General features: G+C 60.9%; 26 protein-coding genes. 10 read left to right on the forward strand and 16 right to left on the reverse strand.

Going from position 1 to position 24,778, the window contains the following annotated elements; all coding sequences use genetic code 11:
- Positions 1-3: 3 nt before the first annotated feature.
- The 6 genes from CAK95_RS10560 to CAK95_RS10585 all read left to right on the forward strand — a co-directional run bounded on the left by CAK95_RS10560 (position 4) and on the right by CAK95_RS10585 (position 6,091).
- Positions 4-375 (forward strand): RNA-binding S4 domain-containing protein, encoded by a 372-nt coding sequence (locus CAK95_RS10560; protein ID WP_086087883.1) that lies wholly within the window; start codon positions 4-6, stop codon positions 373-375.
- 77 nt (positions 376-452) lie between these two features.
- Positions 453-788, forward strand: coding sequence for a ferredoxin FdxA (gene fdxA / locus CAK95_RS10565; RefSeq protein ID WP_086087884.1), 336 nt, complete (start codon positions 453-455; stop codon positions 786-788).
- A 227-nt stretch (positions 789-1,015) separates the two neighbouring features.
- Positions 1,016-1,804, forward strand: coding sequence for a CarD family transcriptional regulator (locus CAK95_RS10570; protein ID WP_120265396.1), 789 nt, complete (start codon positions 1,016-1,018; stop codon positions 1,802-1,804).
- A 317-nt stretch (positions 1,805-2,121) separates the two neighbouring features.
- Positions 2,122-3,075, forward strand: a complete 954-nt coding sequence (locus CAK95_RS10575; RefSeq protein WP_086087885.1) for a formylglycine-generating enzyme family protein — start codon at positions 2,122-2,124, stop codon at positions 3,073-3,075.
- Between the two features lie 147 nt (positions 3,076-3,222).
- Positions 3,223-4,902, forward strand: a complete 1,680-nt coding sequence (locus tag CAK95_RS10580; RefSeq protein WP_086087886.1) for an arylsulfatase — start codon at positions 3,223-3,225, stop codon at positions 4,900-4,902.
- A gap of 190 nt (positions 4,903-5,092) precedes the next feature.
- Positions 5,093-6,091: an HAD family hydrolase gene (locus tag CAK95_RS10585; RefSeq protein WP_086087887.1), complete on the forward strand. Its 999-nt coding sequence runs from the start codon at positions 5,093-5,095 to the stop codon at positions 6,089-6,091.
- Between the two features lie 20 nt (positions 6,092-6,111).
- On the opposite strand, the gene CAK95_RS10590 is transcribed toward CAK95_RS10585, so the two are convergent.
- Together CAK95_RS10590 and CAK95_RS29895 are read right to left on the reverse strand one after the other, a co-directional pair.
- Positions 6,112-7,575 carry a M48 family metalloprotease gene (locus CAK95_RS10590; protein ID WP_086091335.1) on the reverse strand — a complete coding sequence of 488 codons (1,464 nt, stop codon included), beginning with the start codon at positions 7,573-7,575 and terminating at the stop codon, positions 6,112-6,114.
- Positions 7,576-7,601: 26 nt separating this feature from the next.
- On the reverse strand, positions 7,602-8,408 hold the full coding sequence (locus CAK95_RS29895; RefSeq protein ID WP_157699585.1) for a thermonuclease family protein: 807 nt from the start codon (positions 8,406-8,408) through the stop codon (positions 7,602-7,604).
- Positions 8,409-8,760: 352 nt separating this feature from the next.
- Here CAK95_RS29895 and CAK95_RS10600 point away from each other — a divergent pair, with 352 nt between their 5' ends.
- From CAK95_RS10600 to CAK95_RS10610, 3 genes are all read left to right on the forward strand, one after another.
- On the forward strand, positions 8,761-9,237 hold the full coding sequence (locus tag CAK95_RS10600; RefSeq protein WP_147413621.1) for a hypothetical protein: 477 nt from the start codon (positions 8,761-8,763) through the stop codon (positions 9,235-9,237).
- 259 nt (positions 9,238-9,496) lie between these two features.
- Positions 9,497-10,486 (forward strand): Bug family tripartite tricarboxylate transporter substrate binding protein, encoded by a 990-nt coding sequence (locus tag CAK95_RS10605; protein WP_245303704.1) that lies wholly within the window; start codon positions 9,497-9,499, stop codon positions 10,484-10,486.
- 92 nt (positions 10,487-10,578) lie between these two features.
- A complete protein-coding gene (locus CAK95_RS10610; protein ID WP_157699586.1) occupies positions 10,579-11,595 on the forward strand; it encodes a Bug family tripartite tricarboxylate transporter substrate binding protein in 1,017 nt (338 codons plus the stop codon).
- 187 nt (positions 11,596-11,782) lie between these two features.
- On the opposite strand, the gene CAK95_RS10615 is transcribed toward CAK95_RS10610, so the two are convergent.
- The 13 genes from CAK95_RS10615 to CAK95_RS10675 form a co-directional block, all read right to left on the reverse strand.
- Positions 11,783-12,889, reverse strand: coding sequence for a 4-oxalomesaconate tautomerase (locus CAK95_RS10615; protein WP_086087891.1), 1,107 nt, complete (start codon positions 12,887-12,889; stop codon positions 11,783-11,785).
- Between the two features lie 120 nt (positions 12,890-13,009).
- Positions 13,010-13,684, reverse strand: coding sequence for a cysteine hydrolase family protein (locus tag CAK95_RS10620; RefSeq protein ID WP_086087892.1), 675 nt, complete (start codon positions 13,682-13,684; stop codon positions 13,010-13,012).
- Positions 13,685-13,797: 113 nt separating this feature from the next.
- Complete coding sequence (locus tag CAK95_RS10625; protein ID WP_147413623.1) at positions 13,798-14,760, reverse strand: Bug family tripartite tricarboxylate transporter substrate binding protein; 963 nt, start codon at positions 14,758-14,760, stop codon at positions 13,798-13,800.
- 23 nt (positions 14,761-14,783) lie between these two features.
- Complete coding sequence (locus CAK95_RS10630; RefSeq protein ID WP_086087894.1) at positions 14,784-15,116, reverse strand: cupin domain-containing protein; 333 nt, start codon at positions 15,114-15,116, stop codon at positions 14,784-14,786.
- A complete protein-coding gene (locus tag CAK95_RS10635) occupies positions 15,113-16,093 on the reverse strand; it encodes an amidohydrolase family protein (protein WP_086087895.1) in 981 nt (326 codons plus the stop codon). The genes CAK95_RS10630 and CAK95_RS10635 overlap by 4 nt, the downstream gene beginning before the upstream one ends.
- Positions 16,093-17,706: an FAD-dependent monooxygenase gene (locus CAK95_RS10640; protein ID WP_198343825.1), complete on the reverse strand. Its 1,614-nt coding sequence runs from the start codon at positions 17,704-17,706 to the stop codon at positions 16,093-16,095. Before CAK95_RS10640 ends, CAK95_RS10635 begins: the two co-directional genes overlap by 1 nt.
- 15 nt (positions 17,707-17,721) lie before the next feature.
- On the reverse strand, positions 17,722-18,462 hold the full coding sequence (locus CAK95_RS10645) for an SDR family NAD(P)-dependent oxidoreductase (protein ID WP_086087896.1): 741 nt from the start codon (positions 18,460-18,462) through the stop codon (positions 17,722-17,724).
- Between the two features lie 7 nt (positions 18,463-18,469).
- A complete protein-coding gene (locus tag CAK95_RS10650) occupies positions 18,470-18,868 on the reverse strand; it encodes a RidA family protein (RefSeq protein WP_086087897.1) in 399 nt (132 codons plus the stop codon).
- Positions 18,869-18,891: 23 nt separating this feature from the next.
- Complete coding sequence (locus CAK95_RS10655; protein WP_086087898.1) at positions 18,892-19,968, reverse strand: Ldh family oxidoreductase; 1,077 nt, start codon at positions 19,966-19,968, stop codon at positions 18,892-18,894.
- Positions 19,968-20,390 carry a cupin domain-containing protein gene (locus CAK95_RS10660; protein ID WP_245303705.1) on the reverse strand — a complete coding sequence of 141 codons (423 nt, stop codon included), beginning with the start codon at positions 20,388-20,390 and terminating at the stop codon, positions 19,968-19,970. Before CAK95_RS10660 ends, CAK95_RS10655 begins: the two co-directional genes overlap by 1 nt.
- Positions 20,391-20,419: 29 nt before the next feature.
- Positions 20,420-21,157 carry a GntR family transcriptional regulator gene (locus CAK95_RS10665; protein ID WP_086087899.1) on the reverse strand — a complete coding sequence of 246 codons (738 nt, stop codon included), beginning with the start codon at positions 21,155-21,157 and terminating at the stop codon, positions 20,420-20,422.
- Positions 21,158-21,174: 17 nt separating this feature from the next.
- Complete coding sequence (locus tag CAK95_RS10670; protein WP_086087900.1) at positions 21,175-21,942, reverse strand: ABC transporter permease; 768 nt, start codon at positions 21,940-21,942, stop codon at positions 21,175-21,177.
- On the reverse strand, positions 21,942-22,742 hold the full coding sequence (locus CAK95_RS10675; protein WP_086091339.1) for an ABC transporter ATP-binding protein: 801 nt from the start codon (positions 22,740-22,742) through the stop codon (positions 21,942-21,944). Before CAK95_RS10675 ends, CAK95_RS10670 begins: the two co-directional genes overlap by 1 nt.
- Before the next feature lie 239 nt (positions 22,743-22,981).
- Between CAK95_RS10675 and CAK95_RS10680 the strand changes: the two genes are divergently transcribed.
- Positions 22,982-23,974, forward strand: a complete 993-nt coding sequence (locus CAK95_RS10680; RefSeq protein ID WP_157699587.1) for an ABC transporter substrate-binding protein — start codon at positions 22,982-22,984, stop codon at positions 23,972-23,974.
- 110 nt (positions 23,975-24,084) lie between these two features.
- On the opposite strand, the gene CAK95_RS10685 is transcribed toward CAK95_RS10680, so the two are convergent.
- Positions 24,085-24,681, reverse strand: coding sequence for a MarR family winged helix-turn-helix transcriptional regulator (locus CAK95_RS10685; protein WP_086087902.1), 597 nt, complete (start codon positions 24,679-24,681; stop codon positions 24,085-24,087).
- Positions 24,682-24,778: the final 97 nt, after the last annotated feature.

Here is a 24,778-nt window from a genome sequence, read left to right on the forward strand (position 1 = left end):
CGATTGGATCGGCAGCGTATCGACAAGTGGCTGTGGCATGCGCGTGTGGTCCGCACGCGCACCGCGGCAGCAGGACTGGTCGGTGGTGGTCTCATCCGGATCAATGGCGCCCGCATCGATGCTGCGAGCCGTGCCGTGCGGATCGGCGACGTGGTCACCATTGCATTCGACACAATCAAAATCCTGAAAGTGACGGGCTTTTCGGAGCGTCGTGGTTCCGCAACCGATGCCACCCTCCTATATGAGGATCTGCAGGTGGTTGCGCCGGTTCAACAGGGAAATCCGACGGTTGAACCTGAGGCCGCGACCCGGCGCCCGAACAAACGCGAGCGGCGCGATATTGTCAGGCTCAAGCGACCTGATAATGATCATTGACGGTTCGCAAATGCAGTGCCTTGCGTGGCGGTAACCCTTAAGCTAGGGACAAAATGCTGCGCCTGTCTGGAGTTAGAATGACTTACGTCGTCAACGATAGTTGCATCCGCTGCAAGTTCATGGACTGCGTGGAAGTGTGCCCCGTCGATTGCTTCTACGAGGGCGAGAACATGCTCGTCATCCATCCTGACGAGTGTATCGATTGCGGCGTCTGTGAGCCGGAATGCCCCGTCGAGGCGATCAAGCCGGATACCGATCCGGGCTTGGAGAAGTGGCTTTCGCTCAATGCCGAATATGCCAAGGTCTGGCCGAATATTACCGCCAAGAAGGAGCCGCCGGCCGACCACAAGGAATGGGAAGGCGTGGAGGGCAAGGAGCAATATTTTTCTCCGGAACCCGGTACCGGCAATTGAAAGCTTCCCAGGCTATCCTTCTTAATCTTTTCGCCTGATTTTTGCCGTCGAAATCGCCGCTGGCGGGCTTCGCAGCGCGTTAACACATTGATTTTTACGGAAAATGTGTTATACAAGCGTCATAGGAACGACATAACCGAACCCCTTTCGGGGAGCACGCAATTTTCGGGTCCGTTCCGGAGGAAGCCGTCATAGAAGGAGCGTGATTTTTATCACGCGCGCGACCCGTGGCAGATAAATCGCGTTCAAAGAGCAAGAAAGCGTCCAGCGACAGCAAGCGCCGGGCGAAAAAAGCCTCCGCCGCAACCCGGCGGACCTCAACGGCTTCGCGGCACGCTGGCCGTGGGGCTCCCGTGGCTAAGGCAACCAGCCGGCCGAAACCGGCCGGTGAAGGAGCGACCTCCGGAATGACTGTTAATAAGAAGGCCACCACTCAACGTCAGGGCTTCAAGACCACTGAATTCGTCGTCTATCCGGCCCATGGCGTGGGCCAGATCATGGCGATCGAAGAGCAGGAAGTGGCTGGCGCCAAGCTTGAACTGTTTGTCATCAATTTCGTGAAGGACAAGATGACCCTGCGCGTCCCGACGGCGAAGATCGCCTCGGTTGGCATGCGCAAATTGTCCGAGCCGGCCATGGTGAAGCGCGCTCTGGAGACCCTGAAGGGCCGCGCCCGCATCAAGCGTACCATGTGGTCGCGCCGTGCGCAGGAATACGAGGCAAAGATCAATTCCGGCGACATCGTCGCCATCGCCGAAGTGGTGCGCGACCTGTACCGCTCCGAGCAGCAGCCGGAGCAGTCCTACTCAGAACGCCAGCTTTATGAGGCGGCGCTGGACCGTCTGTCGCGCGAAATCTCGGCCGTGCAGCACATTACCGAGACCGAAGCGGTGAAGGAAATCGAAGGCGCGCTCGCGAAAGGCCCGCGCCGCGGACCGAAGCCGGCTGAAGGCGCTGCGGCTGACGCCGATGCGGACGCCGATGACAGCGAATCCGTGGAGGATGAAGCGGCCTGATCCGCTCTGCTCTGCTTGTTATTCTGCAAAAAAGCCCGGTGTTCGCACCGGGCTTTTTCATTGGTCTGCGTTGTTCTGATCGATTCCAATCCATCGAGCATGATGTTGTCCGAAAACCGCTTCGCACTTTTCGGCATCATGCTCTAACCGGCTTCCCTTATGCGCAAGCGACCTTGCGGTGCAGCAACAAGTCGTGATTTTAGAAAACTATTCTAAGCCGAAGAAGAAACTTCCAAAGATTGTGATTGCTACACCTCGTAGAAACCGCGTTGCTCGGACGCGAGCACTGCTAGAGTGCGATATTCCACGGGTGCTCCATGACGGTAACCGAGCTTCGGACGTCCAGTTGCGTCTCGGGAATGTGCTGCATTGAAGGCGGCACCTTTCGCATGGGGTCGGACCGGCATTATCCCGAAGAGGCGCCGGTCCATCGCGTCACCGTCAGCAGTTTCTGGATCGATGTCACGCCGGTGACCAACCGGCAATTCAAGGATTTCGTCAAAGCGACCGGCCATGTGACCGTCGCCGAGACGATGCCCGACCCGAAGGATTATCCGGGCGCGCTGCCGCACATGCTCTATGCCGGCTCGCTGGTGTTTTCGCCGCCGTCGCATCCCGTGAATCTGCGCGACTGGAGTCAGTGGTGGCAATTTCTGAAGGGCGCCAACTGGCGGCACCCTTACGGGCCGAAAAGCAACATCAACGGTCTCGACAATCATCCGGTGGTGCATGTGGCTTATGCCGACGCATTCGCCTATGCGCACTGGGCCGGCAAGGATCTGCCGACGGAGGCCGAATGGGAATTCGCAGCGCGCGGCGGTCTCGATGGCGCCGAATATGCGTGGGGTGAAGAATTCACACCGAATGGCGAGCATCGTGCCAATACCTGGCAGGGCAATTTCCCGCACGAAAACCTGAACGTCGATGGGTTCGCGCGCACGTCGCCGGTGAAAGCCTTTTCCCCGAATGGTTATGGCCTTCACGACATGATCGGCAATGTCTGGGAATGGACATCCGATTGGTATGCGCCAAAACACGAAGCCGATGCGCCGAAAGCCTGCTGCATTCCGGAAAACCCGCGCGGCGCGCGCGAGGACGGCAGCTACGATCCCTGCCAGCCGAACATTAAAATCCCACGCAAAGTTTTAAAGGGTGGCTCGCATTTATGCGCGCCAAATTACTGCCGACGCTATCGGCCCGCTGCGCGGCATGCTGAGCCGGTCGATACATCGACAAGTCACGTCGGATTCAGGTGCGTCACACGAATCTAGCCTGCCACGACAATCAACAGGGAGGAATGCGCAATGCCTAGCTGCCTGTCTATTGGAAAGTTGGCAAGAGTCTCACAAAGGGCACAACACACCAAAACAAATTGGTGCCTGCGAGCAAGCGCAGCGCTGATCGGGGCTGCTGCGCTGATGTCGGTTGCTTTGCCGGTGTGGACGGATGCGCAAGCGCAGGCACCTCAGCCACAACAGAGACCCAATATCCTGTTCATCATGGGCGACGATATCGGCTGGATGCAGCCGGGCATCTATCACCGTGGCCTGATGGTGGGAGAGACACCGAATATCGATCGCATCGGCAACGAAGGCGCGGTGTTCATGCATTATTACGCCGAGCAGAGCTGCACGGCGGGGCGCAATGCCTTCTTCACCGGCATGAATCCGCTGCGCACCGGCATGATCCCGCCGCAACTGCCCGGCAGCCCGTCCTATCTGCGGCCCGGCACGCCGGCCATTGCCAAATTCCTGCTCGACCTCGGTTACAACACCGGCGAGTTCGGCAAAAACCATCTCGGCGATCACACCGACTCGCTGCCGACCGCGCACGGCTTCCAGGAATACTGGGGCTACCTGTATCACCTCGACGCGATGCAGGGTGTGAGCTTCCAGGACATCAACAAGACCCCAACCCAGCAGACGGTGGCGCCGCCGTGCCGGAACACGCCGATCCCCGGCATCCCGGAAGTGCCGGGCGCAGTCGATCCGAAAACCACGATCTGCCTGACGCCTCCGCGCAATGTCTTGCATTGCAAGTCAGACGGGTCATCCAAGACCCAGATGTGTGTCGACCAGGGTCCGCTCACGCTCGAGCGATCGAAGGGCGTGGACGAGGAAATCTCGGCCAAGGTCATCGACTTCCTCGACCGCAACGACCCGAAGAAGACCAACAAGCCGTTCTTCGTCTGGTACAATCCGGCGCGCATGCACGTCACGACCGTGCTGAATGACAAATACATGGCCATGGTGGGCGAGCCGGGTGGCAAGGACTGGGGCGTCAATGAAGCCGGCATGAAGCAGATGGACGACAACATCGGCTATGTGCTGAAAAAGCTCGAAGACATGGGGCAGCTCGACAACACCATCGTCGTGTTTACGACCGACAACGGCGCCGAGACCTTCACCTTCCCGGACGGTGGCATCACGCCGTTCAAGGGCTCAAAGATGAACACCTGGGAAGGCGGCATGCGCGCTCCGGCAGTCATGCGCTGGCCGGGCGTCATCAAGCCGGGCACGGTCAAGAACGACATCTTCGCGTCGCTCGACTGGCTGCCCACGCTGGTCGAGATCGCGGGCGGAGACAAGGGCGATGCGCTGAACAAGCGGATCATGGCCGGCAGCTATCCCGGCATCGTCAAGACCAAGCTCGATGGCGTGAACCAGATCGAGTATCTTAGCGGTCGTTCGGAAAAGTCGGCGCGCGACACGTTCTTCTACTATTCCAGCAAGCATCCGTCGGCGGTGCGCTACAAGAACTGGAAGATGTATTTCGCCATCGCGCCGGAAACTGCGACGGGCTTCCTCTTGCCGGGAGTCCAGACTCAGTTCGCAGCCGGCGTCGTAAACCTCAAGCGCGATCCCTTCGAGACGTCGTGGGGCACGGAGAAAAAGGCGGGTTTCTGGTTCAGCGGCGCGCTCGCCGGGCCGGTGACGGCTTTCATCTACGACTGGAATCTGCTGCCCATCGGCCAGGCGCTGTGGCTCAAGGAGCTGGAATCCTACAAGGAGTTTCCCCCCCTTCAGGATCCCGCGAGCTACAACCTCGATCAGGTGATGGAGGAGCTCAAAAAGATGCCGACACACCCCAGCCAGTAGTTTGGATGTTTGCCGGTGATGCGGCGGCCCATGAAGCAGGCCAGGACTGCCGGCCGCAGCGACCAGTCGCAAACGTCAGACCGCGATTCGAGAAAACGGGCGCCCCGAGCGGGGCGTCCGCTTGCGTGTGTGGGCCAAACGAGACGACAACGCGAGGTGCCTCGGAGGGTGAGAGGAGCGAGCGATGCGAATGTTCTTGATGCTGAGGCTGTTTCTCGTATCCCTGTTCATTGTTTTTGGCACTGTCTCGGCGAAAGCCCAGACCGATCCGTTGCCGTCGTGGAACGACGGCGTTCCAAAAAAGGCAATCATTGAACTCGTCGGTCGCGTCACGAAGGAGGGCGGGCCGGATTTTGTGCCCGTACCGGAGCGGATCGCCACCTTCGACAATGACGGCACGCTTTGGTGCGAGCAGCCGTTCTATGTCCAGATGGCCTTCGCGTTCGATCGCGTGAAGGTGATGGCGCCTCAGCATCCGGAATGGAAAACCAAGCAGCCGTTCAAAGCGCTGCTGCAGGGCGATGTGAAAACGGCGGCGACGGCCGGCGAGAAGGGACTTCTTGCCGTGATTGCCGCGACACATTCCGGAATGACGGTCAGCCAGTTCGAACAAGAGGTACGCGACTGGATCAAGGTCGCACGACATCCACGCTTCAAGCGACCCTATAACGAACTCATCTACCAGCCGATGGTGGAAGTGCTGAATTATTTGCGCGCCAACGGCTTCAAGACCTTTATCGTCTCCGGTGGAGGTGTCGATTTCATGCGGCCATGGGCACCGGCCTCTTATGGCATTCCGCCAGAGCAGATCGTCGGTTCGTCGGGTGTGATCGAATTTCGTCTCGGCAAGAATGGCAAGCCGGAATTGTTCAAGACGCCAAAGGTTCAGTTCATTGACGACGGGCCCGGCAAGCCCGTCGGCATCTCCATGTCTATCGGGCGCCAGCCGATCATCGCCTTCGGCAATTCCGATGGCGATTTGCAGATGCTGCAATACACGACGGCCGGCTCAGGCGTGCGTCTTGGCCTCTATGTCCATCACGACGATGCCGAGCGGGAATATGCCTATGACCGCAAATCGCAGATCGGAAGACTCGACAAGGGACTGGACGCGGCCGCCAAGAATGGCTGGCCGCTGATCAGCATGAAGAGCGACTGGAAAGTGATTTTTCCGTTCGAGGTCAAATAGCGCGAGCCACCGGCGGCCGTTTATTCGACGACCAGCTTCACCAGATCGCCCGGCTTCAGCTTGTCATTCACATCCAGCCCGTTCAGGACGCGGAAGCGTTCGAGCTGGCGGTCAGCATAGCCCATCTGGCTCGCCAGTTTCTCGACCGTGTCGCGCGGACCGACGGTGACGATCTTCAGGCGCAGCGGCCTGGCCGAGCGGGATTCGGCCACGCTCATGCGGCGGAAGCTGTTGACGGCTTCGCGGAAATGTTTGTCGATCTCCGGCGTCTTGTTCTTCGCCGCGAAGATGAAGCGATAGACCTCGCTGCCGAAGCGGATCGCATAAAGACGGAAGCCCCAGGGGTCGCCGTTGGCGGTGCCGGTCACGCCCTTGAAGCCATTGATCCTGACCTCTTCAATCGAGGCGGCATCGATATTCTCGATCCAGCCCGATTGCAGGTAGTCAGTCAGCTTCTGATCGGCGGGAATGCGCACGACGTCGAGCCGCAGAGCGAGGTCGCCGCCATCCTTGATGCCGAACACCGCCTGCGGCGTGTTCTCGAGCACGAAGCCGTCCGGGGCGGTGAACGTGAAACCAAGCTTCGGATGCACGAAACGGCGGCCGCGCACGAAGCCTTCGCTCGGGTCCTCGCCATAGGTCAGGCCGTCGAGCAGCGACAGATAGGACTGCCGGTCCTGCGAGCCCGGTCCCGGCGCGGAATATTGCCGTGCATTGAGCGTCGCATTGGCGACGCGTTCCGGCGTTGCCGGATGCGACGACAGGAATTCCATATTGCGCGAATCCGGCTTTGAACTGCCGGCGCGCAACTCGGCGCTGCGGCCCATCGATGTCAGAAAGCGTGTCGCGCCAAAGGGATCATAACCGGCGCGCGAGGAAATGCCGACACCGATGCCATCGGCTTCGAATTCCTGACCGCGCGAGAAGGTGGCCAAGGCGATCTTGGATTTGGCCAGTGCCAGCGCGCCCATCTGCTGATCGCCCAGCACGTCGCTGGCGACGCGATTGACCATTGCGGCCTGGCGGATCTGGTCCTCGCGGATGGCGGCGTGGCGGGCAATGACATGCGCCATTTCGTGCGACAGCACCGAGGCGAGTTCCGAGGTGTCGTTGGCGAGCGCCAGCAAACCGCGCGTCACGTAAAGCTGTCCGGTCGGCAGCGCGAAAGCATTGATGGCCGGGGAATTGAGGATGGTGACCTTGTAATGCAGGTCAGGGCGTTCCGACGCGGCCACCAGCTTTTCGACGGTGCGGTTCAGCGATTCTTCGAGCTTCGGGTTGTTATAGGCGCCGCCATAGGCCGCGAGGATACGCCGATGCTCGCGCTGCGCGGGCGTCAGGGTTTCGGGCTTTTCGACGGGCGGATCGGGCAGGGTGATCTGTCGTCCCACCTGCTGACCGCCCGAACAGGATGCCAGCACCAGGGCCAGCGCCGCTGCTGTCAAAACCGCTTTCGGACTTTTCTGGTAGGCACGCGACAAAATCTTACATCCCCCTCGGATCGCAACGGCTATTTCGCGCTCACTTCGAATTGCTCGGGCCGCGTGGCTTCGATCCACGGGCCAGACCGCTCCTCGACAAAACCGCGCACCCGGACGTCCCGGCCGGAGAGCGATTTCGGCGCCAGACCTCCTTGAGTAAAGGTCGGCTCGTTTCGTTTCGCAATTGTGACGGTGAAGTCTTCGGACCACCGCCGTCCGAAATTCACATAGATGAGACGGCCGCTCTCGCGGACTGACAACACCCGTCCCGACACAATCGCAAACTGGCCCCGATCTCTCAAGACCATGTTTGGGGCATCCGCACTGTGCTGGCGCTCCCCCGAGTTCCATAGACCCAGCCGCGCCGCGCGGGCCGCCCGTTCCCGGCCAAGGAGGGCGTCGACGCAGGCTTTATCCCCAGGCCGGCCGCCCATGACGGCCATTCCCCGCTCTAGCAAGGCATACTGAACAGGGGTTTCCGAGCCACTAACGGATGGGAAAGCATGAATACGCCCATACCGGTCCGGAGTGGCGGTGCCTTTCAGCGAAATGGGCTGGTCCAGCATCAATTCGGATAGGGTAGCTTTGGCGGTATCCGGTGAAACCGTCCACTCGATACCGGCCAGTTTCACCAGCCGGCCGTCATCAAGGCCGACTGTACGGCTGTCCGGTATCGCGACGACACGGGCCTTGCCGAGGGCCGCGGAACCGCATGCCGAACCGGCCTCCGATGCGGCGGTGCCATTTGCAGTGAGCAAGACAATGGCAAAGCCCGCGCACAGGATTGCGCCCAAGTTCGCGCACAAGCTTGCGCTCTTGGTCAGCCACCGCCCCATATCCAGGATGCTCCCCGACGTCCTCGCTGCAGGCCAGCATGCAATGATGCGATTTCGGCAGCAACGTGAATGTTCGCGCATCAGTCATTCGAAACGTGCCGCATGTGACTTGCAGGCATCTGCGCCGAACTGACACATTGCCTTTGCCGATATTGATCACGTCGCGTCATCGACGATAGAGGGCTCCTGTGTTTCAGACGGCGGGGCTGCAAATGGGGCTGGAGTTAACGATGAAAATTGCGACCAAGCGGTTTTGAAGTGAGATGAGCACCATTTCCAGAGCCATCGGATGAGAACGAGAACCTTTTGTCCCGGGTGTGGCGGTTACCGCGATATCGAGGATGGACACCGCGTGTGCACGTTCTGTGAATATCTCGACGAGCAAAGGGACAGCGCAAAGCAGATGCTGCCGCGTGAACGTGCGGCACGCGACTTCAGTGTCGATGGCGTTGTCTTCACCGTCGCTTTCGACGTGGAGCCGGCGCACATCGTTGTCACCATCGATGGCGCTCATCCCGGCTTTCAACTGCTTGCCGACGCTCTCACAGTCCTATGGAAGCTCAGGCCGGCCGAGTTGCTGGAAAGTCTTTGCGATCATCGCGTCGTGGGCGGAGCGTTCTACACGATCACCTATGACGATCCGGATCACGGCGAGAACGGTCCATCAGACGTGACGATCATCGACGGCGAGACCGAGCTCAATGTGCCATCGGCCTTCTTTTCAGCCGTTGTCGTCGAGTTGGCCAGAATTCATTTGCAGGCGGTCGGCAAAATTCGCTTTCCATGGTTTGACGCGCTCTCGGCCGCCGCGAAGGCGAAGATTGAGTGAACTTTTTTCTTCGTATGAATTCACGCGGACCTGCAAAGTGCGCAAGGCGGCCTGCGGCTGATTTCGCTTGTAAAGCGGGCCAAAAAATCGCTATCTCGGGACCCGCTGCCCCGCCACCTCGGCGGGCATCTTGGAGAAACTGCTTTTTTACGCGTGGTTCTTGCGCGCATTGTCCGCCCGATATTTCAAGGCAACACGACGATCCTGATGCACGCACTGTTGTGCCAGCCGACAAGAAACCACAAGGGAAACGCCAATCATGCTTATGCGTCACCAACGTCTCTGCAGCCCGCTTCTCGTCACGGCCATGCTGCTGACTCTGCCGTTCGGCAGCGCTCTTGCGCAGGACAGCTACCCGTCACGGCCGATCCGGCTGCTCGTTCCGTATGCCGCGGGCGGCGGAACGGACGCGATTGCGCGTCTGGTGGCGCAAGGGGCCGGCGAGAAGATCGGCCAGAGTATCATTGTTGAAAATAACGGCTCCGCCGGCGGCAATGTCATCACCGCGCAGGCTTCGACGTCAGCACCGGACGGCTATACGGTGCTGATGGCCAATCAGGGCCCGATGGTCGTCAATCCGCATCTGTTCAAGAATGTGAAAGTCGATCCATTGACGGCTTTCGACCCCGTTACGCTGATCACGGCCGCGCCGCTTGTGGTGGTGACACCAAAGGACTCGCCCTACAAGACGATCAAGGACCTCGTTGGCTTTGGCCAGAAGAATCCGGGCAAGCTGACCTACGGCTCCGCCGGCAATGGTTCGGCGAGCCATCTCGCGACAGTCTTGCTGGCGCAGACGGCAAAATTCGATGCGGTCCATATCCCCTATCGTGGCGCCGGTCCGGCGCTGAACGACCTGCTTGCGGGACGCACCGATTTCATGGTGACGACAGTGCCGTCGGTGCAGGGGCTGATCGAAGGCGGATCGGTGAACGTTCTCGCAGTGACGTCGAAAGACCGGACCAAGAAATTCCCGAATGTGCCGTCCGTCGCCGAAAGTGGATGGCCGACTTATGAGGCGGCCGCCTGGTACGGCTTTGTCGTGCCGAAGGGCACGCCAAAGGCAGTCACCGAAAAGTTGCGCGACGCGACGGTGGCGGCGATCAAGGCCGGCATCGTGAAGGAAAGATTGGAGAATGAAGGCGCTGAGCCGATCGGCAATACGCCTGAGGAGTTCGCCGCGATGATGAAGACGGAATCGGCCCGCTGGGCCGACGTGATCAAGAAGGCGGGCATATCGATCGATTGATTGCGGCAGAGATCAAGGTTGATCCCATCGCGTTTCGGCAGATCAACCTTGATTCTGAATTCAAAAAAATAAAATTTTGGGAGGACGACGACGTGCGAGACCTGACATTTCAACAAAAGCGATCGGCGAAAGCCTCATCGCGCAAGAGTCGCGCGATTGCTGTTGCGGCGATCGGCGCATTGCTGGTTCTCTCCTCGCCCAACACATCATGGGCGCAAGGCTATCCGAACAAGCCGATCACCATTCTGGTCGGGTTCGCGCCGGGCGGCTTGATCGATGTGATCTCGCGCCTTGTTGGCCAGAGATTGCAGGAGAAACTCGGTCAGACGGTCGTGGTTGAAAACCGCGCCGGTGCCGCCGGCAATATCGCGCATCGCCGGGTCGCGACGAGCGACGCCGATGGCTACACCATTCTCGGCGGCACAACCTCGCTTGCGATCAATGAAACCGTCTTCACCAAGCGTGGTTATGTCGCGGACGATTTTATCGCCGTCTCGATTGCGGCGTTGTCGCCGGAGATGATTTCCGCGCCTGCGGGTGGCGCGAAAACGCTGAAGGAATTCATCGACAGTTCGCGTTCGACGTCGGCGCAATTCGGCACCGCTGGTGCGGGCAGTGCGTCCTACATCACGACGCAATACTTCTTCCAGAATATCGCGAAGATCCCGACGACGCATATTCCGTTCCAGGGCGGCGCTCCAGCCGTCGCGGCGGCGCTCGGCAACCAGATTCCGCTGGTGGCAACGCCGCCGGCGGCCGGTGCTGCTGCGCCAGTGAAAGCAGGCAAGTTGCGCGGCCTTGCCGTTGCGGCCGACAAGCGGATGGCCTTGCTTCCGGACGTGCCGACCTATTCGGAAAGCGGGTATCCCGGGTTCACTGCGTTCGCCTGGACCGGCTTCTTCGTTCCGGCCAAGACGCCGAAGGAAATTGCGGTCAAACTGAACGAGGCGATCACCGAAATCCTGAAGGAGCCGGCGATCGGCGCGAAGCTTCAGGAGCTTGGCTTCGAGCCGATCTATCTCGATCAACCGGCATCGGAGGCGATGTTCCGTGCGGAGATCAAGAAGTGGCGCACCATGATTGAGGCGATCGGATTGAAAGTGGAGTGAAGCGCGATCGCTCTAGCGATTCGTTGTATTGAAACCAACACTCTCCGCTCATTCCTCGCCGCCGGGTCCGCGCAAAGCGCGGCCCGATGACAGGCTCCAGCGGGAATCCAGAATGCATCCGAGCGAACTGGGTTCGTGGCTCTGGGTCCCCGCCTTCGTGGGGACGAGCGGACGAGGGGAGCAATTCTCAGGCCGCCGAACGTTCGCTTTGCCGCAAAAGAGCTGAATCGACCTCAGCAAACGCAAAACCTTCAAACAAGCGGCGCGCGGTGCGCACGACCGAAACCTTCGGTGCTGCGCCATCGCCTTTGTCAGCGACCACGTCGAGCTTGCCGGACGGATGTGCGAAGGACAGCGTTGCCGGCAACGTCACGGCGCCGCACATCTCGGCGGCCAATGTGCCGGGCGTGGCGCAGGCGCTGGCCAGCGCCACCGAGCCGGTGATCGCCAAAGCCGGATGGCAATCATGCGGCATGAAGTAACGCACCGTGAGCGTTGCGCCATCCTTGCCCGGCGCAATCATGATCGGCTTCGGGATCACCTTGTCGGCGACATTGGCAATGCCCATCGCTGTGCCGGCGGTGATGCGGATCTTTTCCAGCCGCGCGAAGAAATTCTTGTCGGCATTGAGTTCGGTATACGTCTCGTAGCCGGTCTTGCCCATGTCGCTCGCACGCACGATGATCACCGGCATCGCTGCATCGACGCAGGAGACATCGATGCCTTCGAACCTGTCGAGTGGCTTGCCGGTCGGCAGCAGCGCGCCGGTTTTCGAGCCTGCTGAATCGAGGAAGGTCATCAGGATTGGCGCGGCGGTGCCGGGCACGCCGGAGATCGACGCATCGCCGATATAGGTGACGCGGCCATTCGGCGTTTGCACCTCGACCTCGATCACCTTGCCGGTATTGACGTTGAAGATGCGCAAGGCGGTGACGCCGTTCTTGGCCGGAACAAGCCCCGCCTCAATGGCGAAGGGGCCGACGCCCGAAAGCATGTTGCCGCAATTGGGCGAGGTATCGACCGCGCGCTCGCGCACGCTGACCTGCGCGAACAGGTAATCGACATCCGCATCCGGGCGCTTCGAGCGGCTGACAATCGCGACTTTGCTGGTGACAGGGTTGCCGCCGCCGATGCCATCGATTTCAAGCGGATGACCCGCGCCCATGACCGAGATCAGGATGGCGTCGCGCGCGGCCGGATCGGACGGCAAGTCATCCGCCAGAAAGTACGGGCCGCGGGAGGTACCGCCGCGCATCATCACGCAGGGAACTTTGACGGATTGCCGTGTGGACATGGCTGGTGCCTGATCGTCTGAATGCTACCGGGATGCGTATAAGCCCGGGCGCCCCCTTTGTTAAGGGCAGGCGTCTTATGCGTTTCTGCAATCGTTTCAGACGTGTGCCCGCAGCCTGATTTACGCTTTTTGAGCGTCCCAGGACTGTTGCGCGTCCCAGGCCTTGCAAATCGTGTCGGTGGAGACGACCGGCGTGGTCCAGCCGCGCAGATAAGCAAGGCTGCGTTCATGCGCCTCGCGCGTATAGGCGCCGGTCGCATCCTCCGCGACGACGGTGTAATAGCCGAGCGCGGCCGCGTGACGGCATGTGAATTCGACGCCGATATCGGTGGCGACGCCGGCAATCACCAGCGTATCGATGCCCATCGTCTTCAGCCGCAGATCGAGCGGCGTATCGACGAACAGCGACGGCTGGCTTTTTTCCAGCACGATGTGATGCGGCAGCGGCGCCATGCCGTCGATGAAATTGGTGTCGTCCATGCCGCGCTGCAACTGCGGCGTCAGCTTGCTCGGATGATCGACCTTCTGCTTCTTCATCAGGAAAAGAAGGAATGGCCCGGTGGTGAGTTCGAGCGGCGGCAGGATGTGCCGGCTCCAGATCACCGGGATGGCGAGCCGTTCGGCGGAATCGATCAGCCGCAGCGCATTCTTGCGGATGGTGTCGACTTCCGGCGCGCGGCCGGCGAGGCCGTTCTGCATGTCCCACATCACCAGCGCGACACGCTCGGGATTGAGGAAATCCTCCAGCCGCAGCGGAATGGGCAAGCGTTCGCGGCGGGTGCGTGTGGATGACATGGCGGGCTCCGGTGATCAGCGTTATCGCGATTGCATCGCATGGGAGGCGTGCGCAATCAAATACAGTCACTCATCGGGTCTGTTAACCCAATCGGAGCGTGCGGACGGCAGGGTTATTGGATCTCGATGCCGGCCTTGGTCACCACATCGCGCCAATTCCTGGTCTCGTTCTCGATGCGGCGTGCCAGCTCTTCCGCGCCGGCGGCGGCGACTTCGACACCGGCAGCCTTCATCTTCTCGCGGGTATCGGGCGACTTCAGCGCTTCGACAATCGCCTTTTCGAGCTCTGCCCGGATCGGCGCCGGCACAGCCTTCGATGTCAGCACCGCGAACCAGGCCGGCGCATCGAAGCCGGGATAGCCCGACTCGGCGATGGTCGGCACGTCCGGCAAGAGCGATGAGCGCTCAGCCGTCGTGACGGCGATGGCGCGCAGATTGCCGGACTGGATCTGCGGCAGCGCCGACGGCAGGTTGTCGAACATCAACTGGACGCGACCGCCGAGCAGATCCTGCACCGCCGGCGCCGATCCGCGATAGGGCACATGCCGCATATCGATGCCTGCGCGGAGGCGGAATTGCTCAGCGATCAGATGGCCATTGGAGCCGGTGCCCTGCGAGGCATAGATCAGTTCGCCGGGCTTTGACTTCGCCAGCGCGACCAGCGATTTGATGTCTTTCGCTTCAACCGATGGATTCACAACAAGCACATTGGCGACGAGGCCGGTGCGTGTGATCGGCGCAAGATCGCGCTCCACGTTGTAACTGAGATTCTTGTAGAAGATCGGGTTGAGGGTCAGCGCGCTGGACGCGACGGCCAGCAAGGTGTGTCCATCCGGATCAGCGCGCACGACCTGATTGACGCCGATGCCGCCATTGGCGCCCGGCCGGTTCTCGATGACGACGCTCTGCCCCCAGCGCTCGGACAGTTTCTGAGCGAGAATGCGGGCAATGATGTCGCTCGTCCCGCCGGCCTGATACGGCGAGACGATGGTGACCGGACGCTGCGGGAAGCTTTGCGCCTGCGCCGCGGTCGCGAAACATAATGCGGCGAAGCTCAGGGCAATTGTCCGGATCATGATCAGTCCTTTCTGAATGAAATTCACTGGCCGCCGGCTGGAGCCGTTTTGATTTCGATCAGCACATTGCGATATTGCCAGTCACTGATGTTGAGGAGTTCGTGCGGGGCGCCGGCTTCGCGCCACAGCACGCCGCCGACGGTCTCGGCCGTTTCCTTCTCACGGCCATCCTCGAAATACATGATGTTCTTGCCTTCGGTCATCGGCACGATGACGTAGGGCAGATGATGCTGGTGCCAGCTCTGGCGTTCGCCGGGATCGAGCTTCACGCTCCAGATGCGGACATACTCGTTCTCGAACAGGATCTTGTCGCCGATCGGCCCAAGCTCCGGTCCTCGTGGCGATGGGCCTGTCATTGCGATGTCTCCTTGGTCAAACGTTCGGGATTGTCACAGAAGATGCGTTTGCGCCGCTGCGGATCGACTGCTGCCATCTGCTGATGCGGTTCGACGAGGCCCATGGGAAACGGCCAGTCGGAGCCGAACACGACATTGGTTTCGCCAAAGACCTGTTCGGCCAGTGTCAGCGCATCCGGATCATGAGTGATGCAATCGACGCAGACATTGCGGAACATGCTGCGCGGTGAAGCGGCCTTGGTATCGATATCCGGCCGCGCGGTGTTGAAGCCGCGTTCGAAGCGGCCCGCCAGCATGGGCAGCACGCCGCCGCCATGCGCGAAGCAAAATTTGATATTTGCGAAACGCTCGAACACGCCGCCGAATTGAAGATGGCCAATGGCCACGGCTGTTTCGTAGGGATTGCCGAGCAGGTTGGAGAGATAGAATGCGGTCAAGCGACCATCGGCGCATTCGCCGGGATGGAAGAAGACGAAAGCACCCGCCTCGTTCAGCGCCTGCCAGAGCGGCTCGTAAGCCTTGTCCGACAGGACCTGCTCGCCATGACCGCCGGACGGCGCGCCGAAGCGGCGATGACCGCGTGCGATCCAGTCCTTCGCAATTTCCGTTGCGATCTCCGGTGCCTGCAACGGCAGATGCGGCAGCGGCGCAAGGCGGTCGGGATATTGTGCGGCGATGCGCTGCAGGCCGGCATTGGCGTAATTCGCCCAGGCGCGGGCGGCGTCGCCCTGCAGATGCGCGCGATAGAGCGGCGGCGGGATCGAGATCCAGGCGGCGGCGATGGTGTTTCGGTCCATCCACGCCACAAGTGCGGGCGGATCGAACAGAGGCTTCATGCCGACGGCATGGCCATCGACGACGAGCGTTTTCGCGTTGGCGTTCCAGGTCACATCGCTGATGGCGTCCAGTTCATCCGGAAAGATCGGCGCAAGATGCGCGTGAATATCGAGCGCGATGCGTTCGGGTGTTTCGGCCATCACGCATCCGCCTTTTGCTTTTCGGCGGCTGGTTCTCCACCGGTGATCTTTGCGTAGATCTCATCGATCACCCCGTCCTTCATCGGCACGATGGCGGCGATGTAATCGTCCGGACGCACCAGGATGATAGTGTCCGGCTCGCAGCCGGCGCGCAGGCGGAATTTATCGCCGACATCGAACAGCGAGCGGTCACGCAAACCGGAATCGAGCGGCGCATCGCGGCGCGAGACGACGAAATGCTTCAGGCCCGGCCGGTCTGCCGGAATGGTTGGGCGGCGGCGAACGTCGGTGAAATAAAGCGCGACGAATGAATCGTCGGTGAGATCGTGGAGCCGCACGGGTTTGCCATTGCCGGCATGCAGTATGGCATCGGGAATACGCTCGCCGACGCGGAGCGGGCCTTGTTCGGTCCGCACCATCGACCAGTCGCCGGACTGATCGACATCGAGCCGGACGCCGAGCATCGTTCGCGTCAGCGCATTGGCCCATTGCCCGCCGGACATCGCACGAATGGCGTCGTTCTGGCCGAGCATGTATTTGCGCGCGGCCTCGGCCATTTCGCCGGAGCCATGCGCGGCGACCGGACGCTGCTCGCGTGCATAGCCATCGAGCAGCGATGGATCGGCCCAGCCGCGCGCCACCCAGGCCAGACGCCACGGCAGGTTCACAGCATCGAGCACGCCGGTGTTGAGGCCCAACGCCCACATCGGCGTGATCAGATGTGCGGCGTCGCCCATCAGGAAGACACGGCCCTGTCGCCACTCCGTCGCAATGCGATGATGAATGCGATAGACGACGGTGTTGATGATTTCGAGATCGCTGACCGGACCGATGAAGCGCAAGATCTTCTCGCGGAATTCTTCGCGCGTCGGTTCCGGACGATCAGCCGGCAGCGGAAACAGGAAGCGCCAGCAATGCGGCTGGCGCACGAGGATCATCCATTCGGTCGGATCGGCGAAATAGGCGAGATAGGGATAATCGCGCGGGTTCTGCACATCGAGATCGACTTTCACATCGACCAGGATCGTCAGCACATTCAGCGACTCGCCCTCGACCGGAATGCCGAGCTGGCCGCGGATGGTGCTGCGGCCGCCATCGCAGGCGAGAAGATACGAGCCTTCGACCTCGCGCACGCCATCCGGGGTTTCAAAGGTCGCAACGACGCCGTCGTCGGTCTGACGAAACGTGGTCAGCTTGTGCTTGAGATGAGTGTGGCCCGGCGTTTTCGCCTCGAGCCCGCAATGCAGGATCGGCTCAAGATGATGCTGCGGCATGTTGATGACGAAAGGATAGCGCGTTTCGTCGGAGAGAAGATCGATGCTGACCGAAGGCCGCGCGGTGTTGGTTGCGCGCTCGACATCGCCGATCTCGTCGATCCGCAGCGCTTTCGCCAGAACGTCGTCGGCAACGCCATAGCGGCGAAACGCCTCGATCGTGCGGGTAAGAATCGTGCCGGCCTTGGTGTCGCTTGAGAACGAGGCGTCTTCTTCGAAAAGCTGGAACGGAATGCCGTAGAAGCCGAGACCGAGCGCTGTCATGAGTCCGACCGGGCCGCCGCCGACAATCAGGACAGGCTTCATGATGACCGAAGGTTTTACGGCTTCATTCGTCATGTTTGTTCGTCATGTTCATTCGTCTTGGGCTGAATAGGCCAGGTCACGGGACAACAGCGACGCCGTCATGGTGCCGGCATCTGATAAGAGGAACAGCAGCGGACCGACCACATCCTCGGGTGTGCCGACCCCGGTCGATGCGCGCCAGCGTTCGTGATCGGCGCCTTCATTGGCGGCGCGATATTGCGGTGTGTCGATCACGCCAGGCGCGATGAGGTTGAACTTCACGCGATGTTGCGCGACTTCCTTGGCCGCGCTCTTCACAAAAGCGATCAGTGCGCCCTTGGTTGCCGCATAGGCCGAAGCCTGCGGCCAGCCCTGATGCGCAAGACCCGACGAGAAGGCGATGATGCTGCCGCAGCGGCGTGCGATCATCCCTTTGATGGCGGCCTGATAGCACCAGACCACGCCGTCGAGATTGATCGCCATCACGCGGCGCCATTCCTCCGGCGACGTTTCATGGACGAGATGACGGGGCTGGATCGCGGCGGCACAGACAAGGCCATCGATGCGGCCATGAGTCTCTTCGATCCTGCCGAATGTTTTCATCACCGCGTCGCGGTCGCCGACGTCCAGCGTTTCGCACGAGATCGATGGATGCTGCGCCTTGACGGCCTCCATCGCCACGCGATCGACATCGCAGATGACGACCTTGGCGCCGATGCCAGCTGCCGCGACGGCCAGCGCCCGGCCAATGCCATTGGCGCCGCCGGTGACGACGATCACATCTCCATCCGCCTCGAAGCGCGCTTTCATGATGCCATCAGCCGTTCGGCAGGACGGCGATGGCGTTCATTTCAATCAGGTAATCCGGCGAGGTGAACTTGCTAACTTCGACCATGGTCGAGGCAGGCGCGATGCCGGTGAAATATTCGCGGCGTACCTTATGGATGGCGTCGAAATGCTCCATGTTGCGGACATAGACGTCGACGCGGACGATGTCGTCCAGCGTGCCGCCAGCTTCTTCCACTGCGGCCTTCACATTCTCGCACACCTGCCGCGTCTGCACCTCGACATTGCCGAGGCCGGCAATCGTGCCATCCGCCATACGCGCGGTCATGCCGGAGATGAAGACCAGCTTGCCGGCCGCAGCGATGGCGGTGGCCTGCGAAAAATGGCCATTCGGTTTGCGGAGCTTGCTGGAAGTGATCTGCTGTTTCATTGTTTTTCTCCTTTTGAAATTCTTTATTTCAGTGCCGCTTCGATATCGATCCCGGCGCTTTTGCCGGTTGCGATCAGGCTGTCGAAGGTCTGGCGGCTAAGCGTGCAGGTGCCGGCATTCCTTTTGCGGGTCGCATAGGCGAGTTCGCCGGGCGCATAGACGCGATCGATGCCCGGCGTGCGTTTGGAATGGCTGACGCGCTGCGCTTGTTCGTTGACGCGCTCTGCGAAGCTCTCGCCGGTCGGGAACGCGCCGGTATCGATGGCGATGAAAAGCTGGCTGCAGCGATACGGCTCCGATGCATCACCGTAGAGCGGACGCACGTTCGGGCCGATGGCGCCGCCGGACAAGCCGCCGCACAGAAGGTCGATGATAAAGGCGAGGCCGAAGCCTTTCGGTCCCGCGGCCGGCGCCAGCATGCCCTTGATCGCTTCGTTCGGATCGGTGGTCGGCTTGCCGTCAGCGGCCATCGCCCAATCGGCCGGAATGCTTTGCCCGGCGGCAGCGGCGAGGCGAATCTTGCCCATCGCCGTAGCGCTCAGGGCCATATCGACTTCGACGGGGTATTCGCCGTTGCTCGGCAATGCGAACGCAATCGGATTGTTGCCGGTGATGGCTTCGGCGCCGCCCGGCGCGGGCATGAGCGGACGCGTATTCGACATCACGATGCCGATGCAGCCGTGCTCGGCGATCAATCGCGCATAGCGCCCAGCCGTGCCGAAATGAAAGGCATTGCGCACGGCGACGGTCGCCATGCCGAACTCACGCGCGCGCGCGGCCACGAGCTTCACCGCCTGATGAGCCGTGAGCTGGCCAAGAGCGTTGTCCGCATCGATCACGATTGCGGTCTTGTTGTCGCTGACAACATTGCCCTCGCTGCGCTTCGACACCGAGCCTTTTTGAATACGCTCGACATACATCGGCATCAGCATGACGCCATGCGAACCGATGCCTTCCAGATCGGCCAGAACGAGGTCATGGGCAACGATGCGCGCATTGGCCGGCGCGATGCCAAGTGCCGCGAAGATGTCGGCCACAGCCGATGCAAGCCGTTCGGCATCAACACGCACCGGCGCGGCGCTGGTTGTCGCTGACGCCATCAGCGCGCGTCCTCATCGCTCGCGTACCAGTCCGGCCGGATCGGATAATGCGGACCGTCATAGATCTCGACGACCACGGTGTCCTCATGCGCGATGGCCGGGCCGTGCACGTTGCCCTTCGGGTTCCAGTAGAAACAACCGGGCGTCAGCACCACACCGGTCTTGGTGTATTCATATTTGCCTTCGAGGCAGATCATGAACTGGTTGGAGGCGTGACTATGCGGCGCGGGAATCCCGGCGCCTTTCTCGAAGCGAATCATTGCGATCGAGGCGCCGGTCTCTTCGTTCCGCCACAGCATCTTTTCGGACACGCCCTTCAGCGATTTCTGGCGCCACGGCAGATCCTTGCTCTGCAGCAGCACTTCATCGAGGCTCGGCATGCCGTCTTCGACTTTCGGGATTCCGGAGTAAGCGGTGCTCATGGTCGTTGTCCTCTTCTTGTTCGTTTCAGCTAGCGGGGGCGAGGCATCGGGCCGCGGCCGCGGTTGATATCCTGCGCGCGCATCAGACGTGTGCGCAGGCTTTCGATATGCGTGCGAACCGCCTTGGCCGCGGCTTCGCCATCGCCCTTGGCAATGGCGTCGGCGATGGCGGAATGTTCGCCTCCGGTGGCCTTGCCGTCGAAGGTCTGCCACAGATGCAGATACCAGTAGCGGATCGAGCGCTCATGCAGCGTGCGTGCGAACTCGCTCAGCACCGGATTCTCGGCGAGCTCTGCGAACTTGCTGTGAAAGGCGCGGTCGGCATCGATGAAATTCTCGAGTTGTGACGGATTGCTTGCGCCGACTCCGGCGCGAGCCAGCGCTTTCAGTTCCTCGGCCTGTTTGGGCGTGGCGCGGCCCGCAGCATTGCGGGCGAGATCCGCTTCGATCGTCGCGCGCGAATCCAGGATCTTCAGGATCTCGGCAATGCTGCCGGGCTGGACGATCACGCCCTTGCGCGGCATGACCTCGACAAGACCTTCGTGCTGCAAGCGCTGCAGCGCCTGATGCACCGGCGTGCGGCCGACGCCGAGCAGAGCACACAGCGCGCCTTCGTTCAGATATTGGCCCGGCAGGAAATAGAGCTTCAGGATTTTTTCCTTGATCTCGTCGAACGCCTTGTCGGCCAGCGACGCGGCTTTGGCCGGCGCCTTGCGCGCGGCTTTCTTTGCAACAGGAGTCTTCGCGACCTTTTTCTTTTTCGCCATTGTTTCGATGTCTCAGCTCAATGTCTCGGTGCGGGCGGCAGCCACGGAGCGGCCAGCCTTTCAGCCCATTCGACGAGCAGATAGACAAACATACCAAGGAACGAAAGCGCGAACAGAGCGGCGAAAGCCAGCGGCGTATCGAGCTGCGATGTCGCGCTGAGGAGAAGATAGCCCAGTCCTTCGCTCGAGCCGACGAATTCCCCGATCACCGCGCCGATGACGGCGAGCGTGATCGCCACTTTCGCACCAGTGATGATGAAGGGCAGAGCCGCCGGAAGCTGGACTTTCAGGAAGACTTGCATCGGCGTCGCTTTCAGGCTGCGCGCCAGTTCCAGCAATTCGCGCGGGGTCGAGCGGAGGCCGGCGACCGTATCGACGATGATCGGAAAGAATGCGACGAGCCAGACGATCGCAAGTTTCGATTCCATGCCGGTGCCGAGCCAAACGAGGATGATCGGCGCCAGCGCGACTTTCGGCACCGACTGAAGGCCGATCAGCAGCGGATAGAACATCAGGTTGAGCGGGCGCGAATTGGCGACCGCAACGGCCATCGGAATGCCGATGACAATAGCGAGGATGAAGCCATACAGCGTTTCCTTCAGCGTCACCCAGCCTTCCGACATGATGAGATCGAAGCGGGCGATGAAGGCCGTCAGCACCTTGTCGGGTGTCGGCAGCACCACAGTGGGGATGTTGAGATAGGCACATAACGCGGCCCACAGCGCGATGATCAGCGCGACGCCGGCCAGCGGGTAACCGATCTGAGTGAGGATACGGCCAGCCATCACGCGGCACTCCCGGTTTCAGCCGGCGGCACCACGCCAAGTGCTTCGCTGGCGAGCCGCTCCGCCTTTGTGAAAGCGGGTGTGAAGCGGAGCTGCTGGTTGCGCGGATAAGGAAGGGAGATCGGGATCTCGGTGGCCACGCGCGCGGGACGACGGCTGAACACGACCACCTTGTCCGACACATAGACCGCTTCCGAAATGGAATGCGTGACGAACAGCACCGTCGCGCCGGTTTCCTTGCGGATGCGCAGCAGGAGATCGTTCATCTCAAGACGTGTCAATTCATCCAACGCGCCGAAGGGCTCATCCATCAGCAGCAATTTCGGCTGATGAATGAGCGCACGGCACAGGGCGACGCGCTGCTGCATGCCGCCGGACAATTGATGCGGACGCGCGCCCAGAAACCCTGACAGGCCGACAAGCTCCAGCAATTGCGTGGCGCGGTCGCGCGCGACCTTGTCGTTGCGCTTGAGCACTTCCATCGTGAACAGCACGTTGTCGAGCACACTGCGCCACGGCATCAGGCTCGGGCTCTGGAAGACGAAGCCGTAATCGCCCAGAGGTTCGGTGATTTCCCGGCCGCCGATCATCACCGAGCCCGATGTCTTCTGAATGAGGCCGGCAACGATGCGCAACAGCGTGGTCTTGCCGCAGCCGCTGGGCCCCAGCAAAGCGATGAGCTGGCCTTCATCGAAATCGAAATTGGCATCATCGAGTGCAACGACCGGTTCGGCCGATCGTGAATTCAGCTCGCTGGCTGAAAACACCTTCCTGACATTCCTGATCGTGCCGAAAGCCATGCGGAATGGGTCGATCTCTGGTTGAGGCCGACGTTCAGCACGCCGACGAAAGTTGCGGGCGGAAGGCTTGCGGTCCGGAATTTGCAAGCCTTCCATGGATGCAGCGCAAGCGTGCCGGCGCCCGATCCTCGGCCGGCCCGCATGCTGAATGTATCTTGTGAAATATCTGATGATATTTATGCTGTCAATTTCCGGCAGCCGGTGCCATGCTGCAGGACCGGATTTTGGAGATTGTGATCATGAAACGATTGATGGCGGCCGCGCTGGCCGTGGCTTTGCTAACGCCCGCGGCACAAGCGCAAGAGCGCGATGTGAAGTTCGTGCTGGATTTCATCAGTCTCGGCCGGCACGCGCCCTGGTACGTCGCGCTCGGCAAGGGCTATTTCAAAGAAGAAGGTCTGAACGTCACGATCCTGCCGTCGAAGGGTACGGCGGATGCGATCCGTAATGTGGTGACGGGCGCCGCGGAATTCGGTTTCATCGATATTCCGAGCCTTGTCGCGGCCGGCAGTGCAGGCTCTGCGATCAAGATTGTCGCGGCCAACTATCAGAAGCCGCCTTACTGCATTTTCAGTCTCAATCCGGGCGCCAACATCGATACGGCGAAGAAGCTGACGGGGCTCGAACTCGGATCAAGCTCGGCGTCGTTCCTGCCGCGCATCTGGGCGGCGGTGATGGAGATGAACGGTATCGATTCAAAGACGATGAAGGTCGTCAATATCGACGCGCCGGCGCGTGTGCCGATGCTGGCGGCGCGCAAGGTGCCGAGCATCGATCTGTTCATCATGAGCGAGCCGGCGATCAGGCGGGCGGTGCCGGATGCCAAGCCGGTCTGTCTGTTTGCCGGCGACCTCGGCCTTGAGATCTACGCCAATTCGATAGGCGTGCATGAGGACTTCCTGAAAAAGAACCCGGATGTCGTGAAGAAGTTCGTGCGCGCAGCCTTGCGCGGCTGGAAGGACACTTTCGCCAACCCGCAGGAGGCTGCGAAAATCCAGCTTCAATATGTGAAGGCGCTCGATCCGCAGATCGTGGTCGAGGAGATCGACATCCTGCGCCGCGTGGCAATCACACCGGAAGTCGAGAAGAACGGCCTCGGCTCCATAACGCTGGAGCGCATGAAAACGACGGTCGATTTCATCAACAAGAATATCGACGTGCCTGGCGAAAAGCTGACGGCGGAGCAGATCTACGCGCCGGGTTATCTGCCGGAAAAGCCGATTATGCCGTAACGCTGGTTGGATGCGCGATCAATCGGCAAGGAGAGGTTCTCCTTGCCGACATGCGAATGTTAAAGCACGAAATTATTCAGCTCGCCGTTTACCGCAGCTTTTGAGCAGCGCTACTTGTTGTCGTCGGCGAGGAGGTAGGCCTGCAGCGCCAGGGCGCGGTCGGATGACTCGATCAACTGATCGACCATCCGGGTCATGTATTTCAGATCGTCTCGGCTGAGGTGGCCGAACTCGGCATCGTTCACTTTGCGCTGCATCGGCGCGAGCTTTTCCAGCAGTGTATGACCCTTCGCGGACACGGTGAGGGTCACGCGGCGACGGTCTTCCATATCCATGCGTTTGTGGATCAGGCCCATTTTCAGCAGACGCTGCGCCAGCGAAGTGACGAAGGCGCCGGACAGGTGGAGATGATCGGCCACCGTCTTGATATTGACGTCGCCATCGACCGACAGGTGGGCGATCGAAATCAGCGTGGAATATTCGATGCCGGCGAGGCCGATCGCCTTGCCATGACCGCAGCGGATTTGCTCATGCCGGGCCAGGAAGCCGAGCAGACCATGGACGAGATGACGGAATTCCCGGTCGCTGCCATTGGTGATCAGCTCTGGGCGCGTCACCGTCAGCGGAAATTTTGTGCGCTCACCCTTTTTCTTGACGGGGGCCTCATCGGCGGGGGGCGCCGACTTTCGCTTGGGTGATGCTGCCATATTCGTTCTTCTAATAGTCCCAGATGTCGGAGCGTCATCCGCCTAACACACGGCGAATGCCCTTGCTCCAAATAACTGTGTACGAAGTCTCAGGAAG

Origin of the sequence: Pseudorhodoplanes sinuspersici, from assembly GCF_002119765.1 — a bacterium.
Lineage (GTDB): Bacteria > Pseudomonadota > Alphaproteobacteria > Rhizobiales > Xanthobacteraceae > Pseudorhodoplanes > Pseudorhodoplanes sinuspersici.